The sequence below is a fragment of the Shewanella sp. VB17 genome, assembly GCF_013248905.1.
Classification (GTDB): domain Bacteria; phylum Pseudomonadota; class Gammaproteobacteria; order Enterobacterales; family Shewanellaceae; genus Shewanella.
Map to the genome: position 1 here is coordinate 4,219,631 of NZ_JABRVS010000001.1, position 22,876 is coordinate 4,242,506.

The 22,876-nt window shown below is 40.3% G+C and carries 19 protein-coding genes; 7 read left to right on the forward strand and 12 right to left on the reverse strand.

Translation table 11 applies throughout. From position 1 onward, the window contains the following. Position 1 precedes the first annotated feature (1 nt). Genes HQQ94_RS18270 through HQQ94_RS18280 form a run of 3 tightly spaced genes read right to left on the reverse strand, consistent with a single transcriptional unit; the run spans position 2 to position 4,056 of the window. Positions 2-2,482: a bifunctional diguanylate cyclase/phosphodiesterase gene (locus HQQ94_RS18270; protein WP_173295756.1), complete on the reverse strand. Its 2,481-nt coding sequence runs from the start codon at positions 2,480-2,482 to the stop codon at positions 2-4. A 4-nt stretch (positions 2,483-2,486) separates the two neighbouring features. Then, positions 2,487-3,659: a hypothetical protein gene (locus HQQ94_RS18275; RefSeq protein WP_173295757.1), complete on the reverse strand. Its 1,173-nt coding sequence runs from the start codon at positions 3,657-3,659 to the stop codon at positions 2,487-2,489. Further along, positions 3,652-4,056, reverse strand: a complete 405-nt coding sequence (locus HQQ94_RS18280; RefSeq protein WP_173295758.1) for a hypothetical protein — start codon at positions 4,054-4,056, stop codon at positions 3,652-3,654. The genes HQQ94_RS18275 and HQQ94_RS18280 overlap by 8 nt, the downstream gene beginning before the upstream one ends. Before the next feature lie 295 nt (positions 4,057-4,351). Between HQQ94_RS18280 and HQQ94_RS18285 the strand changes: the two genes are divergently transcribed. From HQQ94_RS18285 to HQQ94_RS18295, 3 genes are all read left to right on the forward strand, one after another. After that, a complete protein-coding gene (locus HQQ94_RS18285; protein ID WP_173295759.1) occupies positions 4,352-5,386 on the forward strand; it encodes a methyltransferase in 1,035 nt (344 codons plus the stop codon). 187 nt (positions 5,387-5,573) lie between these two features. Further along, positions 5,574-7,244 carry a DUF342 domain-containing protein gene (locus HQQ94_RS18290; protein ID WP_173295760.1) on the forward strand — a complete coding sequence of 557 codons (1,671 nt, stop codon included), beginning with the start codon at positions 5,574-5,576 and terminating at the stop codon, positions 7,242-7,244. 142 nt (positions 7,245-7,386) lie between these two features. Continuing rightward, positions 7,387-8,550, forward strand: a complete 1,164-nt coding sequence (locus HQQ94_RS18295; protein ID WP_173295761.1) for a site-2 protease family protein — start codon at positions 7,387-7,389, stop codon at positions 8,548-8,550. 120 nt (positions 8,551-8,670) lie between these two features. Here the strand turns inward: HQQ94_RS18295 and HQQ94_RS18300 are convergent, their stop codons facing one another. The 6 genes from HQQ94_RS18300 to tkt form a co-directional block, all read right to left on the reverse strand. Beyond that, a complete protein-coding gene (locus tag HQQ94_RS18300; protein WP_173295762.1) occupies positions 8,671-9,414 on the reverse strand; it encodes an ABC transporter substrate-binding protein in 744 nt (247 codons plus the stop codon). A gap of 175 nt (positions 9,415-9,589) precedes the next feature. After that, positions 9,590-10,330 carry a YdiY family protein gene (locus HQQ94_RS18305; protein WP_173295763.1) on the reverse strand — a complete coding sequence of 247 codons (741 nt, stop codon included), beginning with the start codon at positions 10,328-10,330 and terminating at the stop codon, positions 9,590-9,592. 110 nt (positions 10,331-10,440) lie between these two features. Continuing rightward, a complete protein-coding gene (gene fba, locus HQQ94_RS18310) occupies positions 10,441-11,505 on the reverse strand; it encodes a class II fructose-bisphosphate aldolase (RefSeq protein ID WP_173295764.1) in 1,065 nt (354 codons plus the stop codon). A 194-nt stretch (positions 11,506-11,699) separates the two neighbouring features. Then, the gene (locus tag HQQ94_RS18315; protein WP_173295765.1) at positions 11,700-12,875 is read right to left on the reverse strand and encodes a phosphoglycerate kinase; all 1,176 of its coding nucleotides are present in this window, start codon (positions 12,873-12,875) and stop codon (positions 11,700-11,702) included. 95 nt (positions 12,876-12,970) lie between these two features. Further along, a complete protein-coding gene (gene epd, locus HQQ94_RS18320; protein WP_173295766.1) occupies positions 12,971-13,993 on the reverse strand; it encodes an erythrose-4-phosphate dehydrogenase in 1,023 nt (340 codons plus the stop codon). 385 nt (positions 13,994-14,378) lie between these two features. Next, positions 14,379-16,370, reverse strand: coding sequence for a transketolase (tkt, locus tag HQQ94_RS18325; RefSeq protein WP_173295767.1), 1,992 nt, complete (start codon positions 16,368-16,370; stop codon positions 14,379-14,381). A gap of 522 nt (positions 16,371-16,892) precedes the next feature. On the opposite strand from tkt, the gene metK reads away from it, so the two are divergent. Next, entirely contained in the window at positions 16,893-18,041 is a 1,149-nt protein-coding gene (metK, locus tag HQQ94_RS18330) for a methionine adenosyltransferase (RefSeq protein WP_173295768.1), read from the forward strand. Between the two features lie 226 nt (positions 18,042-18,267). Here the strand turns inward: metK and HQQ94_RS18335 are convergent, their stop codons facing one another. Further along, positions 18,268-18,819: a GNAT family N-acetyltransferase gene (locus HQQ94_RS18335; RefSeq protein WP_173295769.1), complete on the reverse strand. Its 552-nt coding sequence runs from the start codon at positions 18,817-18,819 to the stop codon at positions 18,268-18,270. Positions 18,820-18,968: 149 nt separating this feature from the next. Between HQQ94_RS18335 and HQQ94_RS18340 the strand changes: the two genes are divergently transcribed. The 3 genes from HQQ94_RS18340 to HQQ94_RS18350 all read left to right on the forward strand — a co-directional run bounded on the left by HQQ94_RS18340 (position 18,969) and on the right by HQQ94_RS18350 (position 21,178). Beyond that, positions 18,969-19,895, forward strand: a complete 927-nt coding sequence (locus HQQ94_RS18340) for a GGDEF domain-containing protein (RefSeq protein ID WP_173295770.1) — start codon at positions 18,969-18,971, stop codon at positions 19,893-19,895. A gap of 162 nt (positions 19,896-20,057) precedes the next feature. Continuing rightward, complete coding sequence (locus HQQ94_RS18345) at positions 20,058-20,471, forward strand: META domain-containing protein (RefSeq protein ID WP_173295771.1); 414 nt, start codon at positions 20,058-20,060, stop codon at positions 20,469-20,471. A gap of 248 nt (positions 20,472-20,719) precedes the next feature. Further along, a complete protein-coding gene (locus HQQ94_RS18350) occupies positions 20,720-21,178 on the forward strand; it encodes a GNAT family N-acetyltransferase (protein WP_173295772.1) in 459 nt (152 codons plus the stop codon). 132 nt (positions 21,179-21,310) lie between these two features. Here HQQ94_RS18350 and HQQ94_RS18355 read toward each other — a convergent pair whose 3' ends face one another. Continuing rightward, positions 21,311-22,336, reverse strand: a complete 1,026-nt coding sequence (locus tag HQQ94_RS18355) for a hypothetical protein (protein ID WP_173295773.1) — start codon at positions 22,334-22,336, stop codon at positions 21,311-21,313. Between the two features lie 16 nt (positions 22,337-22,352). Further along, entirely contained in the window at positions 22,353-22,871 is a 519-nt protein-coding gene (locus HQQ94_RS18360; RefSeq protein ID WP_254304096.1) for a DUF4157 domain-containing protein, read from the reverse strand. Positions 22,872-22,876 lie beyond the last annotated feature (5 nt).

A 22,876-nucleotide genomic window follows, 5' to 3' on the forward strand; every position in this document is an offset into this window, starting at 1 on the left:
TTTAACAGCCAAACTGCCTTAAGTCAGATACAAGGCCTATAGGCCAAATCCTACTCTTCTCTATGGTACTTAGGATAGTATTAATCTCGGTTTCATCTAAAGGTTTAGAATACAGATAACCCTGTGCAAGCTCACATCCTACTCTGGCTAAAAAATTGCTTTGTTCTATCGTTTCAACTCCTTCAGCGACAACGGTACGTCCTAAGTGATGCGCCAAATCGATAATCGTTGTGATAATATGCGGATCGACCCCCTCATTAAGAGCATCAGTAATAAAGCATTGATCAATTTTCAATACATCAAAAGGCAGCTTCTTGAGGTAACTGAGAGAAGAATAGCCAGTACCAAAATCATCAATCGCAATGCGAATGCCAATCTGCTTTAATGACTGCATCGATGACATGGCCAAATCTACCTGCTCAATCACACTCTCCTCAGTCACCTCTAATAATAAACTTTGAGGAGAAAGTTTATATTTAGATAAAATATGTTGTACCAAAGGAATAAGATCGGGGTCCATGTAATGCTTAGCTGACAAGTTCACGGCTAAATAAAGATCATCCCAACCTAACTTTCTGAAGCGAGATATCATGGCTCCGCATTCTTCCAAAACATAATTACCCACTTGGATCATCGCATCACTGCCCTCAATATCAGGAATAAAATCATCAGGCATGATTAATCCATGCTCAGGATGATCCCAGCGGATCAGCGCTTCAAACCCTTTAAGCTTTCCATCAGCTAATGCCACAATAGGTTGCAAATACAAAGATAATTGTCGCAACTCCAATGCCATATCAATACTTTGTTCTATCATCATTTTATTACTGGCCTTGAGTAACATATCATCAGTAAATACACGATAATTACTGCGACCGGCATCTTTAGCTTTATACATCGCAAGATCTGCATGCTTAATTAACTCTTCCGCCCGCATCTTCATGCTCTTACAATAGGCAACGCCTATACTGGTTGTCACAATCAACTTATGATGCCCTAGCGCTACAGGTTGCTGTAAAGAGGAAAAGATTTTATGAATAATCTTACGCACATCTTCATCTGACCGTATTCCTCTTAGTAAAATAAGAAACTCATCACCACCTTGCCTAAAGACGGTATCCATCGCCCTTACACTATTATTTAATCTGGTTGAGACTATTTTTAACAGCTCATCCCCCTGAATTTGACCTAATGTATCGTTAATTCGTTTAAACTCATCTAAGTCCAGATACATTAAGGCTACTTGATCATGAATACTTCCAACACAGGCTATAGCCTTATTAAGCTCGTGCATTAACATCGCTTTATTAGGTAAGCCTGTAAGGGTATCTAGCATAGTGAGTCTTTCTAATTCTTCAGTATACTCAGCAACTTCTAATTCTAAATGCTGAAGTCTATCCGCAAGCTGATGAGTCGCAACATTGATCAAATCAACCTCATCAATCACCAATGGAGACTTTATTGGTGACTGCCGCTTCAAAATATCAAAATCATGCTCTGCGAGTAAAGGTAATAAAGTCGCATGTCGACTGAGGCTGACAATGGGTGCCCAAGCAACCAAAAAAATCACCAACCCAGATAAAACGAAAGCAATTAACAAGGTACCCAGCATATTCTCTTGAAATTCATCTAGAAATAATTGCCAGGCATTAATATTATTAATCACCAATATCGCAGGTGAATCATCACCTTCAGTTAACGGAAATATCCAGACAGCTGAACGCTCATTGTTAACCTCATATACACTGCCTTTACTGGCAATATCATTCCATGAAAATAGCTTAACGGCTTGCTCTAGTTGCGGTAAACTGGTCCTCTTGTTACTTAAACTATACAACTGTCTTGACCAATAATGGAATCCGGTGGGATTATCGATCTCTGGTCCGAAAACTGCTAATTCAAACGATTCATTCACCCTGAAAATTGATAATATATCAATCAAACTTGATTCGAGAGATAGATAATAAGAAGCGCCATGGATAAGACTTGGTACTAAGACTTGAATCACGCATTCCTGACGACAAACAATACGCCAATGTGGCTCTCCATTGAACTTTTTCGACTTAAACCAGTGAATATCTTCTGTATCAATGGGCTTTCCCCCATGAGCTAGGACCTCCCCTAGCGGTGATATTAATCGTATTGAATTCAGCCCCCAGTAAAGTTGAATATCAGGCCAGCGGTCGTCAAACATCATTTGATATTGGTTGATACCAACATTGGTGCTATTTTTATCATTAATAAGCAATGTGATCTGCTCTGCTGTAATAAGCGAGTTATCCACGGCTAATAAAATAGCGCTGTCTAAATTTTGAGATAATTGGTTTTTCAATGACTCTAACAGGTGGTTCTGTTGGTTAATCAGCTGCCGAAATGTAAACCCTCCCAATACTCCCCCCAAAATGGTGAGCATCACTAAAACAACCACTAAAAGTTGCCATTTTAAGCTGATAAAAATACGAGTCCTATTGCCTATTTTCATTCATTTACCACTGAAATCGATATGAGATCTGCATTGCAAACATTGACCAATATTTTGCCTGCTCGGAAGGCATTGGAGAGATAAGAGGTGTCACCCAAGAAGCGCCTTCTACTTGATGATATTCTAATGTCAGTAGCCAATTATGACTGGGGAACCATCGTGTTCCAAAAGTCCAATCATCGGCATAACCATAATAAGCAGGGAAGCCAGAATTCATTGCATACCCTTGTCCATCTTTATCATTAGTGTTATCTATTTGCTTATCGAACCGAACAAATAACTCAACTTCATTAGGAAGATAGGTACGTAATTCTAAGTAATAACCCAAGCTAGGCTCTGTAAACTCTCCCAATTGAGGCGAAAGCGATAATCCATTAATAACAGTATCACCCGTTAGATATTCTCCCGTTAATTCAAAATTTTCATACCTAAATTGCCCTGAAAAAACCCAATTAATTAATTGAATATCACCTGAAAAATAACTGTCAGAGATTGGGGAAATATAATTAACTTTGCCATTATAATAAGTGATCCCTAACCAAACATTGTCATTTTGAAACTCGACATCAACAGCATAATAATGTTCAGAATCAAATTCACCTAAGTTAGCACTTCCCAGCACATTATTTTCTAAATCTTCGGTCACATCGACTTTACCAAGGCTAAGGTGCCAATCGAGAGTCCCATCAAAAATCTGATGTATGCCAAATACATCAGCGCCTTCAATATGCAACTGGGCATCACGAAAGTAATCACTATAAATCGATTGAGGTAACATAATACTAGAGCGAGTAAAAGGCACATCACGGGTACTTGAGTAAAAACCAGATTCATTCTTAAATAACCCGCCACGAATACCTAATGTCGCCAGTCCAAATAGATGCGTATACTCAACAAAGAGATAATCAAATTTAACTTTGGCGTCATATAACTCCCCCCATTGCCTAAAACTCAACGCACTGGCAACCCTTACATGCTCAATAGGTTTCCATGAAACAGCAAAAGCCGCTTCTGTGATGTCAAAAGCATGATCATCATTACCAACAACAAATTGGCTATCATCAGCATAAACATAACCTTGGCCAATGAAACCATTTAACTGCAAATCCGAGCCTACTGATGGAATAGATAAAATGAGTAATATAAATAAAAAGTAAAATCTAGCGAATTTATTCATATAAGCCTCTCGCTAAGGATCCGGTGTTACTGATATAGCCAATTGCACCCGGCGTTTGCAAAATCAATTGTTTCATTTCAGCTTCAGATCTTAATATTTCAGGCCTTTCACCTGTACCGGAAAAAACTAAACGATCCCAGCGTTTTTGTAGCATATAAGGCATCATATCTAATTGCTGGACACAAAATTCTTTATGTAAATCTGAACTTGGAGTGAGGATAAAGACATGAATTTTATTACCGTCTGGCCAGTAGGTTTTCTGCATAGAAAAAATCAACCGTAATTCTTGTAGAGAAAGACGGTGATCAACAGCTGAATCATTGACGATCACTTGAGCTGCGATTGAATGTGCACAAAAAAGATAAAATAATAACATCCATGTAGCCAAAAAATGCATCTAAAAGGTCCCCTACCATCAACCATATTTTCCATGACACTTTAATGGCCCAATTGACTACTGCATAAAGTTAAACTGATCCAAAACATCACCCAAGTACAGCTTAGGTAAGTAAATGCTATGTCGCCTACATATTTACATCTTTTTCACTGATTTAGTCTGAAACCACAGGATAAAATACATATGATGGACACCATATTCTGTCGAATTAAAGCCACAAAAAACACAAATCAATTACTGTATGACCACTTTTTTACGCTATAATTGCGGTCAAATTTTTTTAATGTGATTGTCAGTGTTAACGAATCCATCGCAACTTATTCTTAAAAATAGTGACTTTTTTTCTCATAAAAATGTGTTAATACTCAACTATGAGGCCGATTTATTACCTAAACGCCTGCTAGACAGTGCTAAGAGTGTTACCGCGTTATCACTTGATTATCATCATCACTTAGTCATGAGTCGTCAGCCTACAGAGAATTTAACTCTACATTTTGGCCATCGACTCCCCACGATTGATGAAAAATTTGATAGCATTATTATCTATTATCCAAAAGCCAAAGCTCTCGCTGCTTATCTCATCAATCTTGCTGGAACACATTTATGTCCAAAGGGTGAGCTGGTTGTCGTTGGCGAAAATAAAGGCGGTGTCAAATCGATTGTGAAACAGATCCCTGAGTATTTTGATCCCCCTTTCAAACAAGCTAATGCGAGACATTGCTTACTCTTCACGAGTCAACTTATCAAACAAGCACCGGCGATTAATCTCTCCGATTGGGTCAGTAAGTATCAACTCGATACCCCACAAGGTGAAATCACTATCTGTAATTTGGTTGGGGTGTTCAGTGAAAAACGTCTAGATGAAGGCACTAAATTGTTACTTTCACACTTACCAAGGTTATCAGGAAGAGTGGTAGATTTTGGTTGTGGAGCAGGGATAATAGCGGCTGCATTGCTTAAGGCTCAACCAGAGCTAAAAGTTGAATGCGTCGATATCAATGCGATGGCCTTAAAATCTTGTGAATTAACACTAGCAGCGAATCATTTTATCGCTAAAACCTATGCTTCCGACGGGTTATCTCAAACGCAAGGCCGTTTTGATGGGATTATTTCTAACCCTCCTTTTCATGATGGTTTGCAAAGTACGACTGAGATCGCCAAGAAATTTGTACAAGATAGTGTACAGAAATTAGCAAAAGGTGGCTGTTGGCATATTGTCGCCAACCGGCATCTCCCTTATAGTGATACAATTGTTGAATTTTTTGGCTCTGTTAATGTACAAGCAGAAAATAATAAATACAAAATTTATTCTCACAAGACACATAGTTAATCACTGCAGATATTAAGTGGTGTTAAAATTTAATACCACTTAATATTTCCTCCCTTTATTCGCATATCACTTCTATTATAAATAGGTTAGCTTAGATATTTTTCGGTTTTTACCGCTTCTAAGACTAAAGTTTACACTGTAATACTCAAAATAAAAAAGTGTCGAATCATCACAGATGGAATTGAATATGCTGCCTCCTGAACTTATTGAACTCAGTATTGATAAAAAATTTATTGAATTTAAACTACTCCCCAATACTCATGGTCCGATTTCAGAAGAGGCGGTTATGCAGCTTCTTACGCTCCCAGAATTTAATCAACTGCACCCCTTAGAAAATATAATACAAAAAGCCGTTGTTCAAGTGAATCAACTCTGCGGTCAAGATGACGGACAATTTGAACAGTTTTTCAAAATAGCAGAACGTATTGATGGACAAATTAATGTCAAAATAGCTGAAGATAAAATGTCAGCCCAAATGGAGCTTACCGCTCCTTGGGGGGGAGAGAAAATCACCATTCAGAATATTCTTCAAGCACTTAAGTCGAGTAATATTTGCATGGGCTTAAGTAAAATAAAAATCCAAACGTTACTCAAAGAAATCTCAAAAAAACAACCAGGCGAAACCTGTGAATGTATTATTGCAACCGGAAAGGATTGCATTCACGGGGTAAATGCATCTCTCGAACGCAAAGTCCCTCTTGCAAGAGAACGATTATTGCAACCACAAGAAAGAGAAGATGGCACAGTCGATATGCACAACTTAGGCTCAGTGATAATGGTCGATCCAAAAGATCTTCTGCTTGTCAAACATCCAGCAACCATGGGAACCAGTGGTTACAATATACATGGTGAAGTGTTATCACCGATTCCAGGTAAAGATATCTCACTCAAAGTCGGCGATGGCACAGAGCTATGCAGTAGCGATCCCAATCAACTGATAGCCTCAGTATCAGGGCAGCCTGTAGAGACCAAAACCGGCATGCTAGTTGATAATGTGCTCAATATAAAAGATGTCGATGTAGGCTATGGTAATGTCGACTTTAAAGGCAGTATTTTAGTTACAGGTGATGTGCATGAAGGCATGGTAGTCAAAAGTACAGGTGATATTACCATTATGGGTTTTGTCGACTCAGCAACCTTAATTGCAGAAGGAGATGTCATTGTCAGTAAGGGCATCATAGGTAGACAGCTGAAAGAAAAAGAGTTATCTACCAAGATTAGAGCAAACGGGCAAATCTGTGCTCAGTTCATTCAATATTCTGATCTTGAAGCACAAGGAGACATTTTAGTCACTAAACAATTGCTCCACAGCTACACCAAGACTAAGCAAAAACTAACGGTTAGTGATCCCAAAGGCAATAGAGGTGACTTAGTGGGCGGTATAGCCAAAGCTGATAACGGAGTCATCGCTGTCATTATTGGTGCTACAGCAGGGACCAAAACCGAGGTTTTTTGTGCGATGAAACAAAGTGAGCTTAGGCACCAACTTAAAGAATTAGATCAAAGTGTTAAAGCCATGGTGGTGTCACTTTTGGAATTGGATGCAAAAATAAACAAACTACCACCAAAAACTGAGTGGCAAGATGATGAAATGATGTTAGCACAAGTCGAGGTCATGTTTGAAGAAAAGGAACAGCTCTCTACTCGACGTAATAAAGAGCAAGCGGAACATGACCATCTTGAACTGGAAGTCAACAACTATTATCGTGACCATCATGTTGAAGCTCACAAGCATATCTTCCCTAATGTAGAGTTACATATTGGACCTGCTTTTAATCGTACTCAACGCGAACATGGAACCTGTATGGTCTTTAATCAAGATCAGGAATTGACATTTGATTACAGTACCAAGCATTAATACATAATCCTACTTTTGACGTTATCTGGGTATGAGCTCACACCTCACCTTAGCACTCTGATTTTACAGCGCTCGCATCCTTCAATATTTCCATGCATAATTCTCTACAGTATTAAAATTTACATCATACTAAGAGAATACAGTGGAACTACTAAGAATTGATTATTTAGGGAAAGAGCTTAGATTAGAAGGTTCAATGGCTGGCTGGCAACAACTTTTCTGGGGAAATACACTCGTATCGGTAAAACAGGCATCTGCTGATAATGAAAGACTAAAAATCCATCAGTTTGAACTCACATCACAGCGAATTCATCCCGAGATAACTCAAACCGAGAGAGCCCAAACACATCCGACAGATTTACCTTCACCAACCGTTAAAGATGAAGGTGACATAATCAATGTTAGCCTCGAAGTCAACCTTATCTGGCAACCTTTCAATTTGGATTATCGCTTAACTGTCGATGATTCCATCATCACTCAAGGGACTCGAAACCACAAAGATATTGAACGCCAAACTCCTGCGACGCCAATTGAAGTCAAACGTCAGTTCAGCCTAGTGGGCTTAGCCTCTCTTGGATTTAAACTCCTTAAGAGTGCAAAAGTGATAAAAGTTGTGCTAGCAGGCGCTAGTGTTGCCGCTTATTCATGGTTATTCTCCTTTCAATTCGCACTCGCACTCATCGCCTGTTTAGTCTTCCATGAATATGGTCATATTCGAGCCATGAAATACTTCAGCATGAAAACCAAAGGCATTTACCTGATCCCATTTATGGGTGGACTCGCTCTCAGTGACGAAAAAATTAATACCCGCTGGCAAGATGTTGTCATATCGATAATGGGACCGACATTTGGTTTATTAATGTCAGTCATGGCTCTAGTCGCTTTTTGGATAACCAAAAGCCCTTTCTTTGCCGGCTTAGCCGCATTCAATGCGCTATTAAATCTATTCAACCTACTCCCTATATTACCATTGGATGGTGGCCACATATTGAAAAGTGTTAGCTTCTCCATGAACAGCATTATGGGATTAGCAGCCTGCGTTATCGGTGCTGCCATTGGCGTTTATATCAGTTATACATTGGGTTTAGCACTGTTAGGATTTTTACTCTTAATTGGTAGTGCAGAAATTGTCTTCGAATGGAAAACTCGCCATCAAAGTCACTTACTCCCTCTGGACAAATATGGACAGATATTCTCAACCATTTGGTATCTCCTCACCGTTGGAGCATTAATCGGTATTATCTGGTATCTCGCCGGCACAGGAGACGATATGCTAAGTTTACCTTTACAAATATTGCAAAGTTAACGGTCTAACTTTCAGGGAAATCTACCACTTGCTGTGAGTTCAGTCCAAGACGTACGGCAAGTGGACGCTAAAAATTAACACCATAATATTCAAAACACAAACCACATAATACGCCCAAAATTAGCTTTTTGGTACTTTGGGAAAGCGTAAACCATTATGATTAAATACCTCATATTCAGCTTGTTCGATGATTATTTCGAGCTCGCCACTGGCTGCCATTTTTTTAATCACCTCATTCACTTCAGAGGCAAGCTCTGGATGATCTTGATGAATATAGTGATATAAATACAGTTCACTTAAGGGCTCACTTAATTTTACAATATCATTGTATCCCCTAGCTTTTATGGCTATAAGCCCATCGATAGTGTTGGTGAGGGCAACTTGAACCTCCCCAGATTCGAGCGAGTCCATCATGGCTAAGGTTGATTCCATATCGTAAACAAAACGCATGCCTTTGGTCATATTATTGGTATGTTTAACACCACGTACTTTAGCTACCTTATATTGCGCAAGATCATCCTTAGTCTTAATGACAATGCCTGTATTTTTTTTATAAAAAGCCATCGTTTGTAACGAATAATAATGAGTCGGGACACGTATGGCATCAGGGTGTTCGATCCCATAGGAAAAAATACGCATAATCTCTCCATCTTTTTCACCGATAGAGAGCATCGTTGAAGCACGCTTACCCGGTAATGGGGTGATGGTGATTTGATGACCTAATTTGCTGTAAAAATACGGTAATACCTTGCGCCCAACTTCTTGTTCAAATAAGTTTTCAATGGATACAAAATGATATTCGTCAGCCTTTACTTGAAATGTGATGAGCAGTAAACACACAGATAAAATAATCCCCTCTTTCATCTCTATGCTCCAATAACAAATTTACACAATATGACTTTAATCATAGTGTATTTTATAATGACTTGTTTTCTATATGACCTCGCTGCATTTTTTGTAAGAATATTCATGCAACTGACAAAAAGATAAAACACCAAAAGGTGCTTTATCAAATAAAAATAAAGAGAACATTGAGCAATTAAAATGAATAAAGCAAGGTCATATTCGTTTCCGTATCGGTACTCTTTTTATCATCTAATGGTTCGCTATTGTAACGAACAATCACAGCAAATTTCATCGCTAATGCACCAACGATATTAGCCGTAATAGAAGTCTCAGAACGCCCTTCTAGACTTTCACCCACATCAGCAATAAACATTTGTTTAAACATAGAGCTAGCAGAAATTTTAGTTTCAAAGTTAGCCACACCGTGAGCGACCAAGCTTTTTTCTGTATCATAGCCAGCTTCAAGTGCACTCTCATCATCAAGTTGTTTATATTTATAACCAGGTCCTACTTCCACATTAAATAAGCTTGTGCCTGTATCAATAAACTTATGACCATAACCTGATGAGAGCGTAGATGTTGAATCGAAACCTGTAAAGGGATCGATTTCATGATTAGCATTAATAAACAAATAGCTGGTGTCATTAAACTGATAGTTAGCTTGCACTAAGCCGTAGTATCGCTTACCTGTCACCTCACCAGTATCCTCTTTATATAGCGCATCAAGTAGGTATTGGTTTTCCCAATGACCAAATTCATGCTTCATATCAAGGCGACCTTTAAGTGACGTCGTATCAGTATTACCTGTCGTAATGGTCGCACCAAGCTCTGCATCAGCACTCAATGTTTTATTATCTTCAACCAAATTTCCACCCGCTAAAGCAGCAAAAGGGGCAGTCATCAAAATAGCTGATGTGATTAGCAATATCTTCATATTATTCAACACTCCAAATAAATACACAGTGAAAAACATAACAACTCTAGCACTTTAAAAACGAAAATACCCACAAGATGTGGGTATTTTAAAGCAATGACCTTAGGTCTTTATTTTATTTGTGGATCTAATTCACCAGATTGATATGCTTTGTACATCGCTTGCAGTGATTTAGGCTTAATCTTAGAAGCCATGCCAGCACAACCAAATGCTTCATAACGAGTAGTACAGATATCAGCCATTGCTTCCATTGATGCTTTAAGGAATTTACGCGGATCAAATTCACTTGGATTTTCAGCCAAAAATTTACGAACGGCACCCGTAGAGGCTAAACGTAGATCGGTATCTATATTCACTTTACGCACACCATGTTTGATACCTTCGACAATCTCTTCTAAAGGAACGCCGTAAGTTTCAGGGATCGTGCCCCCGTACTGATTGATGATCTCTAACCACTCTTGTGGCACAGATGAAGAACCGTGCATCACTAAGTGAGTGTTAGGAATACGTGCATGGATCTCTTTGATACGATCAATGCGCAACACATCACCAGTAGGTTTACGGCTAAACTTATAGGCGCCATGGCTAGTGCCAATCGCAATAGCTAAAGCATCGACATGAGTATCTGACACAAAACGTGCCGCTTCTTCAGGGGTCGTTAACATCTGATCCATACTCAGAATACCTGCAGCACCGATCCCGTCTTCTTCACCAGCTTCACCGGTTTCTAAGCTTCCAAGACAACCAATTTCACCTTCAACTGACACACCACAAGCATGAGCAAACGCTACCGTTTTACGTGTTACATCAACATTATATTCATAAGAAGCTGGGGTCTTACCATCTGCCATTAAAGAGCCATCCATCATCACAGATGACATACCAAGTTGGATTGAGCGCTGACAGATATCAGGATCAGTACCATGATCTTGATGAATACACACTGGAATGTCAGGATATTGCTCAAGTGCTGCAGCCATCAAATACTTAAGAAATTGAGGACGGGCATATTTACGTGCACCGGCAGAAGCCTGCACAATAACAGGGCTATCTGTCGCTTCAGCAGCTTGCATAATCGCGCGCATCTGCTCTAGGTTATTCACATTAAAAGCGGGGACGCCATAATCATGCTCTGCTGCATGATCAAGCATTTGACGTAGGGAAATTAAAGCCATTTTTTACTCCAATAATAGGGTGACTAAATACCACCGAGGTAGCTATCGTTTGGATTGATTTTTATGTCCTGGTTCAAATTGGCTTATTTACCTGAGTCAATAAGCTAACCTGAACCAACACACGGTTTCTTTTACTTGTCGATTTAAAACATATTACATTTTTATTTTTTTAATTTTAAATCAACTGATGTTCACTATTTTCCGCGAGATTCTAACATAGCTACTGCAGGAAGTTCCTTTCCTTCTAAAAATTCAAGGAAAGCCCCACCTCCTGTAGAAATATATGACACTTTATCGGCAATACCGTATTTATCTACCGCAGCCAGCGTGTCTCCACCACCAGCAATGGAAAATGCGCTTGAATCTGCAATGGCTTGGGCAATACGTTTGGTGCCTTCACCAAATTGATCAAACTCAAATACCCCCACTGGACCATTCCAGACAATAGTGCCTGCATTGTTAATTATGTCAGCTAATACTTCAGCGCTGTTAGGCCCTATATCGAAGATCATATCATCATTTGCTACCTGACTTACGTCTTTAAGGCTTGCATTTGCCGTTGGACTAAACTCACCAGCAACCACCACATCTGTGGGCACGGGAATATCGCCGCCTCGGCTTTGAGCATTAGCCACTAAACGCTTAGCCTCTTCGATAAGATCGGCTTCATAAAGTGACTGACCAACTTGGTGACCTGCTGCTGCAATAAAAGTGTTAGCAATACCCCCTCCAACAACAAGCTGATCTACGATACCAGACAAACTCTCTAGTACCGTCAATTTAGTCGACACTTTAGCACCACCAACAATGGCAACAAATGGACGAGCAGGATTATCCATCGCCTTGGCTAAGGCTTCTAACTCACCAACCAATAAAGGACCTGCACACGCTACGGGTGCATGTAAACCAACACCATGAGTCGATGCTTGAGCGCGATGCGCCGTACCAAATGCGTCCATGACAAACACATCACACAGCGCCGCTAACTTTATCGCTAAAGCCTCATCGTTTTTCTTTTCACCAACATTGAAGCGTACGTTTTCAAACACCACTACTTCACCGACATGAGCCTTTACACCATTAAGGTAATCTTTGGCCAAGCGAACAGGGCAAGGAAGCATTTTTGTCAGGTAGTCGACCACAGGCTGCAGAGAGAAGTCTGGATTAAACTCACCTTCGACTGGACGTCCTAGGTGTGACATCACCATCACAGCTGCGCCTTTTTCAAGGGCAAGTTTAATCGTTGGCAGCGCAGCACGTAAACGTGCGTCACTGCTGACAACACCGTCACTGATGGGCACATTTAGATCTTCACGAATAAGCACTCGCTTACCTTGTAAATCTAATGCAGACATATTAATAATAGCCATACTACGTTTCCTTAAATGCTTAAGATTAAAGTTAAAAATAAACGAATTATCTGACCGCCGAGACACTAGATCCCGCCATCAGTAAAAATGATTGTTTAGGCTCTTCTTGCTTTTATCATTTCTAAACTAGTATCTAGCATACGGTTGGCGAAGCCCCACTCATTATCACACCATAAAAGCAGCTTCACTAGATGACCGTCACTGACACGCGTTTGAGTACCATCAACAATACTCGATCGTGGATCATGGTTAAAATCACAGGATACAAGAGGCTCGTTAGTGTAACCTAAAACACCTTTATAAAGACCCTTAGATGCATCAAAAAGTACCTTATTCACCAATGCGATATCCACTTTTGCATTAATCGTAACCGATACATCAATGGCAGTGACATTAATCGTCGGTACACGTACTGAAATAGCTTCAAACTTATTTTTCATGTGTGGCAATATACGCTCTATGCCCCTCGCCAATTTAGTATCTACCGGAATAATAGACTGCCCTGCAGCGCGTGTTCGGCGCAGATCATCATGATAGGCATCAATGACTTGCTGATCATTCATCGCTGAATGAATCGTCGTGATAGCGCCACTTTTTACCGTAAAATGCTTATCTAATACTTCAATGACAGGCACAATACAATTAGTTGTACATGAGGCATTTGAAACGACGGTGTGCTCAGCTTTGAGTAAGTGATGATTAACACCATACACAATGGTGGCATCGACATTACTCGATGATGGGTGGCTAATTAATACCTGTTTAGCACCGGCATGAATGTGAGCCTCACAACTTTCCCTGTCGGACAATACCCCTGTCGCCTCATAAACAATATCAACTTCCATTTCACCCCATGGAAGTTGACTAGGGTCACTTTGATGCAACAAGGTAATGGCATCATCACCTATTAACATCTTGTTGCTATCAGAATCGAGCTGTACCTGAGATTGAAAGCGACCATGAGTGGTATCATATTGTGTCAGATGAAGCATGGCTTCCGGTTTAGCGAGTTCGTTAATAGCCACGATTTGAATTTGATCACGTTTACCCGTTTCGTAAACAGCCCGAAGGATCGAACGCCCTATTCGGCCATACCCATTGATTGCAACTCTGATCATTGACCTATTCCTTATACCCAAGTGACGTCAAGATGCTCATTTCAGCACTGCCATAGAGCACGACAAGAAGCACCCTATTTCTATGTTATAAAATGGCGAATGAGAATAACGAGTCCAGCAATTTAATGAAGACCACCACGGTTTTAATCGTTCTATACGCTTTAAAGGCATTGACCATATCCCTATGGAACAGATCCCAATGCCGTTAATTCAAGGATTCCCCCTTGAACTCGGCCACTTCTTAATACAACAACGGCTTACCTTAATCAGTAAGCCGTTGTGTTATAAATGCTTAAAATAAAAAAGCTATTTTACATCTATAGAGAAATCTATTATCCACTGATTCAATAAAGCATGGCTTACCTCCCATGCTTTATTGGCTGTCCTATAGCTTATTAACAGTTGCTACGACATTTTCAACTGTAAAACCAAAGTGCTTCAACAAATCTCCACCAGGTGCAGACTCGCCAAATGTCGTCATACCGACAACATCACCATCAAAACCAACGTATTTATGCCAAAAGTCCACATGAGCCGCTTCAATAGCAATGCGTTTAGTGACAGTACGGGGTAATACACACTCTTTATAGCTAGCTTCTTGTTTATCAAATTCATTAGTCGAAGGCATAGACACTACGCGCACTTTTTGACCTTGATCTGTTAATACCGCAGCTGAATCAACAGCCAGCTGAACTTCACTGCCTGTCGCGATAAGAATAATATCAGGTGTACCAACACAATCCACTAAAATATAACCACCTTTAGCCACGTTGGCTAGCTGCTCTGCAGTACGCGGCTGCGCCTGTAAACCTTGGCGACTAAAGATTAACGAAGTCGGTGCATCACGACGCTCGATTGCTGACTTCCAAGATACTGCTGTTTCAGCTGCATCACATGGACGCCAAACTGTCATATTGGGGGTCATGCGCAAATTAGCAAGTTGCTCTATGGGCTGATGAGTTGGACCGTCTTCACCTTGACCAATTGAATCGTGAGTATAAACAAAAATATTTTGAATTCCCATGAGTGCAGACATACGCACAGCGTTACGGGCGTATTCCATAAACATCATGAAGGTCGCACCATAATTAATAAAACCACCATGCAGTGATGCGCCATTCATTATACCGCTCATACCGAATTCACGTACACCGTAGTAGATGTAGTTACCGGCAGGGTCATTTTGAATCCCTTTAGAGCCAGACCATAACGTCAAATTTGAACCAGCGAGGTCAGCAGAACCACCGAGCATTTCAGGTAAAATAGCACCGAATGCACCAATGGCATTTTGTGATGCTTTACGACTGGCAATGCCTTCAGCTTTATCTTGAGATTCTTGAATAAAAGCCTGTGCTTTTTCTTCGAAATCGGCAGGCAACTCGCCTGTAATAACTCGGCGTTTGTATTCAGCAGCAAGCTCAGGGAATGCCGCTTCATAAGCTGCAAATTTTTCGTTCCAGTTTGCTTCGTTAATCGCACCCGTTTCTTTTGCATCCCAACCGGTATAAACATTTTCAGGGATCTCAAAGGCTGCGTGCTCCCAACCAAGGAATTCACGTGCAGCTGCAATTTCCGCATCACCCAATGGCGCACCGTGACAGTCATGACTGCCAGACTTGTTTGGTGAGCCAAAACCTATGGTGGTTTTACAACAAATCATCGTGGGTTTATCAGTCACAGACTTAGCCGCTTCAATAGCAGTACGGATCGCATCACTGTCATGACCATCGACATTCGCAATAACATGCCAACCATAAGATTCAAAGCGTTTAGGCGTATCGTCAGTAAACCAACCTTCTACATGGCCGTCGATAGAGATGCCATTATCATCCCAGAACGTGATTAACTTACCTAGGCCTAAAGTTCCCGCTAATGAACAAACCTCGTGTGAGATCCCTTCCATTAAACACCCATCGCCAAGGAAACAATATGTGAAGTGATCAACGATATCATGATCTGGTTGGTTAAACTGAGCCGCCAATGTCTTCTCAGCAATTGCCATGCCCACGGCATTACTAATGCCTGCACCTAATGGACCCGTGGTCGTTTCCACACCTGGTGTATAGCCATACTCAGGGTGACCTGGGGTTTTTGAATGCAGCTGACGAAAGTTTTTAAGCTCTTCGATAGGCAATGCGTAACCAGTAAGGTGAAGCAAAGAGTAGATAAGCATAGAGCCATGGCCGTTTGATAAAATAAAGCGATCACGATCAACCCACTCAGGATTATTCGGGTTGTGCTTAAGGAAGTCATTCCAAAGCACTTCAGCGATGTCAGCCATTCCCATAGGTGCACCGGGGTGACCTGAATTGGCTTTTTGAACGGCATCCATGGTTAATGCGCGAATAGCGTTTGCGAGTTCTTTACGAGATGACATGCTCTCTCCTGCTTGTTTTTTGGGGGGTCTAGAGCAACGAGCACTATATCGATTAGTACAAATCAAACTATCGACGCTCTACGGCAATTTTGGAGCCATATTTTCGCCTACATAACCTGTTGACGCAAATGTTTATTGCGCTTATAGTATTTTTCCTCTTTATCGCCAAATAAAACAAATAGATATATTTCTTATCCCCTCTTAATTTATCCCCTCCTGTAAAACAAAAAACACACATAAATAAAACACACAAACAAAAACACAAAACACTGATTTTAAATAATAAAATCCCACATAAAAACACAAAAAAACAGACTTATGGTTACAACTTCAATGAATAATTTGTCATTGGGGGTGATAAGCTGACCATAATGAATTAAAATAGCCGTCTAGATGTAGATACTTCTATACCCAAACGGCTCATGATCGTGTTTTAGCCTAAGCTGAAGATACATTCGCCACATACTCCGGTTTGATCGCTTGGGTATACATTCAAATTCTTCAACGACGAGATTTTATACCATGTCAAAGCATTTATTCACCTCTGAGTCTGTCTCAGAAGGTCATCCAGATAAAATCGCCGATCAGATTTCTGACGCGGTATTAGACGCAATACTAAAACAAGATCCTAAAGCTCGTGTTGCGTGTGAAACATACGTAAAAACCGGCATGGTCATGGTTGGAGGAGAAGTCACCACTTCTGCCTGGGTCGATATCGAAGAAATAACGCGTAAAACCGTTCGTGACATTGGCTATACTAATTCGGACATGGGATTCGATGCCGATTCTTGTGCCATTCTAAATGCCATCGGTAAGCAATCGCCAGATATCAATCAAGGTGTTGATAGAGCAGATCCTAAAGAGCAAGGCGCTGGTGATCAAGGACTAATGTTTGGTTATGCAAGTAACGAAACTGACGTATTAATGCCAGCACCTATCACCTATGCACATGCCTTAGTTAAACGTCAATCTGAAGTACGTAAAAACAAAACATTACCTTGGTTACGCCCAGATGCAAAAAGCCAGGTCACATTTGCTTATGAAGACAACAAAATTGTTGGCATTGACGCCATTGTTTTGTCGACTCAGCATTGTGAAGATATTGGTCAAAAAGATCTTATCGAAGGCGTGATGGAAACCATCATTAAACCAGTCATTCCTGAACAGTGGTTAACAAAAGACACTAAGTATTTCATTAACCCTACAGGTCGTTTTGTTATTGGTGGCCCCATGGGCGATTGTGGTCTTACTGGTCGTAAAATTATCGTTGATACCTATGGTGGTATGGCTCGTCACGGAGGGGGTGCATTCTCAGGAAAAGATCCATCAAAAGTCGATCGTAGTGCAGCATACGCCGCACGCTATGTTGCTAAAAACATCGTTGCTGCTGGTCTTGCTGAACGTTGTGAAATTCAAGTTTCATATGCTATTGGCGTCGCAGAACCCACCTCTATTAACGTAGAAACTTTCGGCACTAACAAGGTTTCTGAAGAACTATTGATACAACTTGTCCGCCAACATTTTGATCTACGCCCATACGGTTTAACTGAAATGTTAGATTTAGCTCGCCCAATTTACCAATCTACAGCGGCATATGGTCACTTTGGTCGTAATGAGTTCCCATGGGAACGTACCGATAAAGCTGAAGCCTTACGCGCAGACGCCATATAATAACAATCAAAATGTGCTCAAATCACAGATAGAAAATAAAAAACCACCTTACTGGGTGGTTTTTTTATGTCATTTTATGAGTGATCCGCACTCTGATTAAGTCACACTACATGTTGGCACAGCTATATTCAACGACTATAGATTCAAAGCACATTCAAGATGCGGAGTCAGTATATCGAGACGTGGCAGAGTTCAACTCAAGGGGATAGATCATTTAAGGTGACGCTTAGTGATTTTCAACATTAAGCGCCAACAGATAATAATCTCTATCATCAAAAGTAAAAAAATCTAATACCGGCATTGATGCCTTATTGGTATGGGCAGCAAAAGAAATCATATTATCTTCAGCAATAAAGGTCAGCATAAAGGCATATCGAGCGCTAACAACATCTTTCAATCTTGTTACCATTTGTTCAAAAATGCCTTTTCCACGATATGCCTTCTGAATCCAAATAGGACCATACTGGCAAGTGTTATCTTGAGTCAACTGAATGCCTTGTAGACTAAACAGACTTAATTGCTTAAGAATATGTCGATAAATAGGCCAATTTTGAAAAAATGACCAAGGACCAGCAATCACATAACCTACAATATTTTGTTTATCTTTAGCGACAACAATCCAGCCATTCTCAAGCAAATGTTTAAGCTCATCCATCCCAAATGCCTGACCATCAAAAGCATGTGATTGAACTTCGGCGCCTAACTCATCATTAAGATAATGGCGCTCAAGTCGATGTAATTGCTCAATGTCGTCAAAAGTCGCTAATCGAATGTCCATAAAACTGACTCATTTTATATTCCTGTGAGTTGCATTATACAGATATCCATACATTGACAGAAGTGGATCTCTATATTTCATCACATTGCTAAAAGTCAGTATAACGACCACAATTAATACCAGTAAACTGTGTCGTACCCTAGGTTTTTATGCTTCCAGAAAATATTGATACCACTATCAGCCTGCTTGAAAGTGACAATACCCAGCTCAATTTAGTGAGGTGGATGCATCAATGTGAGTTAATGCACCGTTATTATGAATCTGATGTTGTATTTGTGATTCAGCAAACAGGTCAAGGTTTTGAAATTATCGTCAGCTCAATCCACCAAAATCGCAGTTTTACGACCGGAACACTATTTGAACAAAACACGCCTATTTTTCAGCGTCTAGTCAACACCCCACCAGTTGGTCTTAATATTGACTTAACCAATCAAAAAAAAAGCGATTTACCTAAAGATTTTGATCAAGCTAACAACATATTAACTCGGCCAATATTATGGCCGGATGGTACTCAGTTTGGCTGTATCTGTGTATTAAATTCAAAAACAGAGGCTAATGCCTTTATGCTTGAGCCATTTCAGGTCTTACTGCAACAAGAACTGTCGCTTTATTGTCAGACTCAACGTATTGAATCTCTGTCGATGAGAGACAAAGACACTGGCATGTTAAATGAATATGGTTTCATTATGATGGCACCTAGACAACTCAGTTTAGGCCGGCGTTTCGGGGCTCACGCTGGTATTATCTTTTTTGAATTATTACCGGATCCAACAACCCAAAATATTGAAGAGCACCACAACAGGCTACTCGGCAATATCATTCAAGACACCATACGCACAGCAGATATTGCGGCACATTATGACGACACACAATTTGTTGTCTTAGTATTTGTCGACTCAGAACGTGACCTTAACTATATATCTCAACGAGTAGAAAAACTTCTCCACCAGCAAAATGAACACCTCAGCATAGATACTAGCTATAATTTCTTTACTCCAGATTCAGCACTAAAACTCTCACCTATGTTAGAGGAGTCAAAAAGAGGCCTCAGATCTGAACAAAAAAAAAGCCACTAAAACATGAATAACAACTAAACCGTGAATGACTAGCAGCATATATCGAAAAATCATCAATTAAACAGATTTCACCTATATCAACTAAAAAATACTGATTTAATGCTGCTTATTCTGCACTATAATGGTCACAATGTAACAGCTATATCAATGTAAGGCTCCACCATGTTTATCAAGTCGTTCATTTTCTCTGTAGCCTTAATCGGCTTAGCTGCTTGTCAAAGCTCTGGAGGAACTCAGATCCAATCCACCGAAATACAAGGAGTCTGGAACATAGAAACCATTATTGACAGACCCGTTATAGATTATAGTCCAGCACAACTTATTTTTGCTGAAGAGGGCAAGTTTACTGGTAATAATAGCTGTAATAATTTTTTCGGCAATTACTCTATCAATGAAGGTAATGTACGCCTTATGATTATCGGCAATACGATGAAGGCCTGTGTCGATGCATTAATGGAGCAAGAGCAAAGAGTGATGTCAACTATCCCAGAAGTCACGAGTGCCAGTATGTCGCAAGGTAAACTCTTGCTAAAAGATGCCAAAGGTAACACCCAACTAATGTTGAGCAAAGGCTAACAATGTTAGTACCGCACAGAGCTCAGCGCCATTAGCGTCAGCTCAGTGCGACATTAAATCATCCAGCTCACCTTATTTTGCAAAGAATTTCACTGTTAATAAAGTGCACAAATTAACTCAGATATCAATATGAGCCACCGACATATCAGTACTTTCAAAGTTAGCATGCGATAAAGGGCTTTGTCATCCTCAACGGCTGTAACCTTATCGAACAGTCACATGATAGAACACAAAAAATAGGAATCAATATGATCATTAGAAAAGGTCAGAAATGTGATCTTAATTCATTAATTCAGTTTAATTTAGCCATGGCAAAAGAAACCGAAGGTCTTGCTTTAAATAAGGATATATTAGCTAAAGGCGTTAATGCCTTATTGTCACAACCACAAAGAGGCTTCTACCTCGTCGCTGAAATTGATGGCGAGATAACGGGATCTCTCATGGTGACATTCGAATGGAGTGATTGGCGTGCTAAGGATTATTACTGGATACAAAGTGTTTATATTCGCCCACAAAATCGCCGACAAGGTATCTACAATAAACTCTATCAAGCAGTCAAAAAAATAGCTGAAGATAATGATGGCGCTGCAAGCTTCAGACTCTATGTAGAGCAAGACAACACTAACGCTCAACGTACGTATGCTGCGCTGGGAATGGAAAAAAGTGACTATCAAATGTATGAAGAAAAAGTATCAATGATAAAATAGGGTCGTTTTCAAAAGATAGTGTTCAAAGGTAGTTTCCAAAATTCGGTAGTATTCATAATTCTGTGTTATTTTAGTAAAATGTTCAACAAACAAGAATGACATAGAATTGCACGCCCGCTCACCGTGTTAGCTTTATGCTGGATCCTGACGAATATACCCGCCAAGTAGAGTCGTAATATTAATCATGTCTCCATCTAATCTTACTAATTTTACTTTTGCTCCTAAATATTGATTAACTAAAACCGCAGTTTTCGTAGTAATAAGTTGACTTATTTGAGAGTTTTTATCAAAAACTGCTAATGCAGCACTGTATTTTCTCACAATATTCAGCCCATCCTTTCTCAATGCTTTATTTGCATCTAAATCCCAATCCTCAGCTGAAACAGCGGATAAGGCTTCTAAAACAGCCGCAAGTAAACCCACTTCTGTATTTTTAGGAGATAAATTACCTACCCCTCCCTCCTCAAGCTCATTTCCCGTAGAAAACCCTAAATTTCCTTCAACAGTGACGCTATCTACATCATAGACCTTCGCTAAGCTTGCTGTTACATCAGCTAATAAAGAAGGCTTGGCAGTGACAAAAGTTTCCCCAAAAAAACCGCCTTCGGTTTTTCGACTTAACGCAGACATACAAGCTTCAATTTTGACTGCGCCAATGGATTTATTCTTGTGTGCCAGTCCAGTTTTAAGGCTATTAATCACGCCTGCGACATTCGCCCCCGACAGTGTTCCCCCATGACCATCTTGTAGTATGGCCGGCTCATCCCCTAATGGAGCACGACCATGCGCAACAATATATACCTTTTCCTTATCTCCCATAGCATCATACACAGCTTCAGGTACCATTCCTGGAATCGCTTGCACACCAATATCCTCATCTCGAGTTCCATTTTGTGCATTGGCGATTTTTAATGCGTCTGCAGGGATTGGAGCACTATCACCATATTTCATTGCCAAACACTGCATAACCTCACCTGACATTTTTCTGCTATCGCTGCGAACAGCATGACTCATCATTTCTTGTCGTTGAGTGACTTGCAAAAACTCGGGCCTGTTATCTACCAATGCTTCTTGCTTACTATGAATGTTCTTCTGGACAATAGAATCTTCAGCGGCCCGACTTTTATTTTTTTGTGACTTATCTATCTGTGTACGCATACCTCAAACCTTTACCTTATCCCCCTCGTAGCGCCTTATCGCCCATCGAGGTTGCTTCGCTCTCTAGGCTGGCATTGTCGTTCACCGCCATGCCTGCAATACTGGTTGTTGCTTGTACTCGACCTTGCGCTTGCTGTACCACGTGACCTAACTCATGAGGTAAATGCTGCTCCTGCCCCGCCCCTAAATGAATGTCACTGCCCTGAGCATAGGCATGCGCTTGTACCGCTGCAGGTTTTGGTGAATTATAATGAACATTGACATGATTTAAACTCATGCCCGACAGGTTTTCCATACCAGATTTAAGTTTATCAGGCAGGCCGGTACGATTATCCTTCCGTTGAATAGGGGCCTGTTGAGACAGCTTTTCTTCGTCTTCTAAGTTGTCTTTTAGCTGCATAAGTTGTTGAGTCTGGCTACGATTATCAGCAATGGTTAGTGTAGCTTGTGCTGGTAAAGTTATGCCACTTTTATCACATCGAGTCTGATGTTGGCTGACGTTATTCACTTGCTTTTTTGGCATCAAAATCGACATGACTT

Bases quoted from the DNA above. Each gene is read 5' to 3' on its own strand.
- HQQ94_RS18305 (WP_173295763.1), bottom strand. From the start codon at position 10,330: ATGAAGATATTGCTAATCACATCAGCTATTTTGATGACTGCCCCTTTT.
- HQQ94_RS18280 (WP_173295758.1), bottom strand. From the start codon at position 4,056: ATGCATTTTTTGGCTACATGGATGTTATTATTTTATCTTTTTTGTGCA.
- metK (WP_173295768.1), top strand. From the start codon at position 16,893: ATGTCAAAGCATTTATTCACCTCTGAGTCTGTCTCAGAAGGTCATCCA.
- HQQ94_RS18340 (WP_173295770.1), top strand. From the start codon at position 18,969: ATGCTTCCAGAAAATATTGATACCACTATCAGCCTGCTTGAAAGTGAC.
- HQQ94_RS18355 (WP_173295773.1), bottom strand. From the start codon at position 22,336: ATGCGTACACAGATAGATAAGTCACAAAAAAATAAAAGTCGGGCCGCT.
- tkt (WP_173295767.1), bottom strand. From the start codon at position 16,370: ATGTCATCTCGTAAAGAACTCGCAAACGCTATTCGCGCATTAACCATG.
- HQQ94_RS18290 (WP_173295760.1), top strand. From the start codon at position 5,574: ATGCTGCCTCCTGAACTTATTGAACTCAGTATTGATAAAAAATTTATT.
- HQQ94_RS18360 (WP_254304096.1), bottom strand. From the start codon at position 22,871: ATGTCGATTTTGATGCCAAAAAAGCAAGTGAATAACGTCAGCCAACAT.
- HQQ94_RS18300 (WP_173295762.1), bottom strand. From the start codon at position 9,414: ATGAAAGAGGGGATTATTTTATCTGTGTGTTTACTGCTCATCACATTT.
- HQQ94_RS18335 (WP_173295769.1), bottom strand. From the start codon at position 18,819: ATGGACATTCGATTAGCGACTTTTGACGACATTGAGCAATTACATCGA.
- HQQ94_RS18270 (WP_173295756.1), bottom strand. From the start codon at position 2,482: ATGAAAATAGGCAATAGGACTCGTATTTTTATCAGCTTAAAATGGCAA.
- epd (WP_173295766.1), bottom strand. From the start codon at position 13,993: ATGATCAGAGTTGCAATCAATGGGTATGGCCGAATAGGGCGTTCGATC.
- HQQ94_RS18315 (WP_173295765.1), bottom strand. From the start codon at position 12,875: ATGGCTATTATTAATATGTCTGCATTAGATTTACAAGGTAAGCGAGTG.
- HQQ94_RS18345 (WP_173295771.1), top strand. From the start codon at position 20,058: ATGTTTATCAAGTCGTTCATTTTCTCTGTAGCCTTAATCGGCTTAGCT.
- HQQ94_RS18350 (WP_173295772.1), top strand. From the start codon at position 20,720: ATGATCATTAGAAAAGGTCAGAAATGTGATCTTAATTCATTAATTCAG.
- fba (WP_173295764.1), bottom strand. From the start codon at position 11,505: ATGGCTTTAATTTCCCTACGTCAAATGCTTGATCATGCAGCAGAGCAT.
- HQQ94_RS18275 (WP_173295757.1), bottom strand. From the start codon at position 3,659: ATGAATAAATTCGCTAGATTTTACTTTTTATTTATATTACTCATTTTA.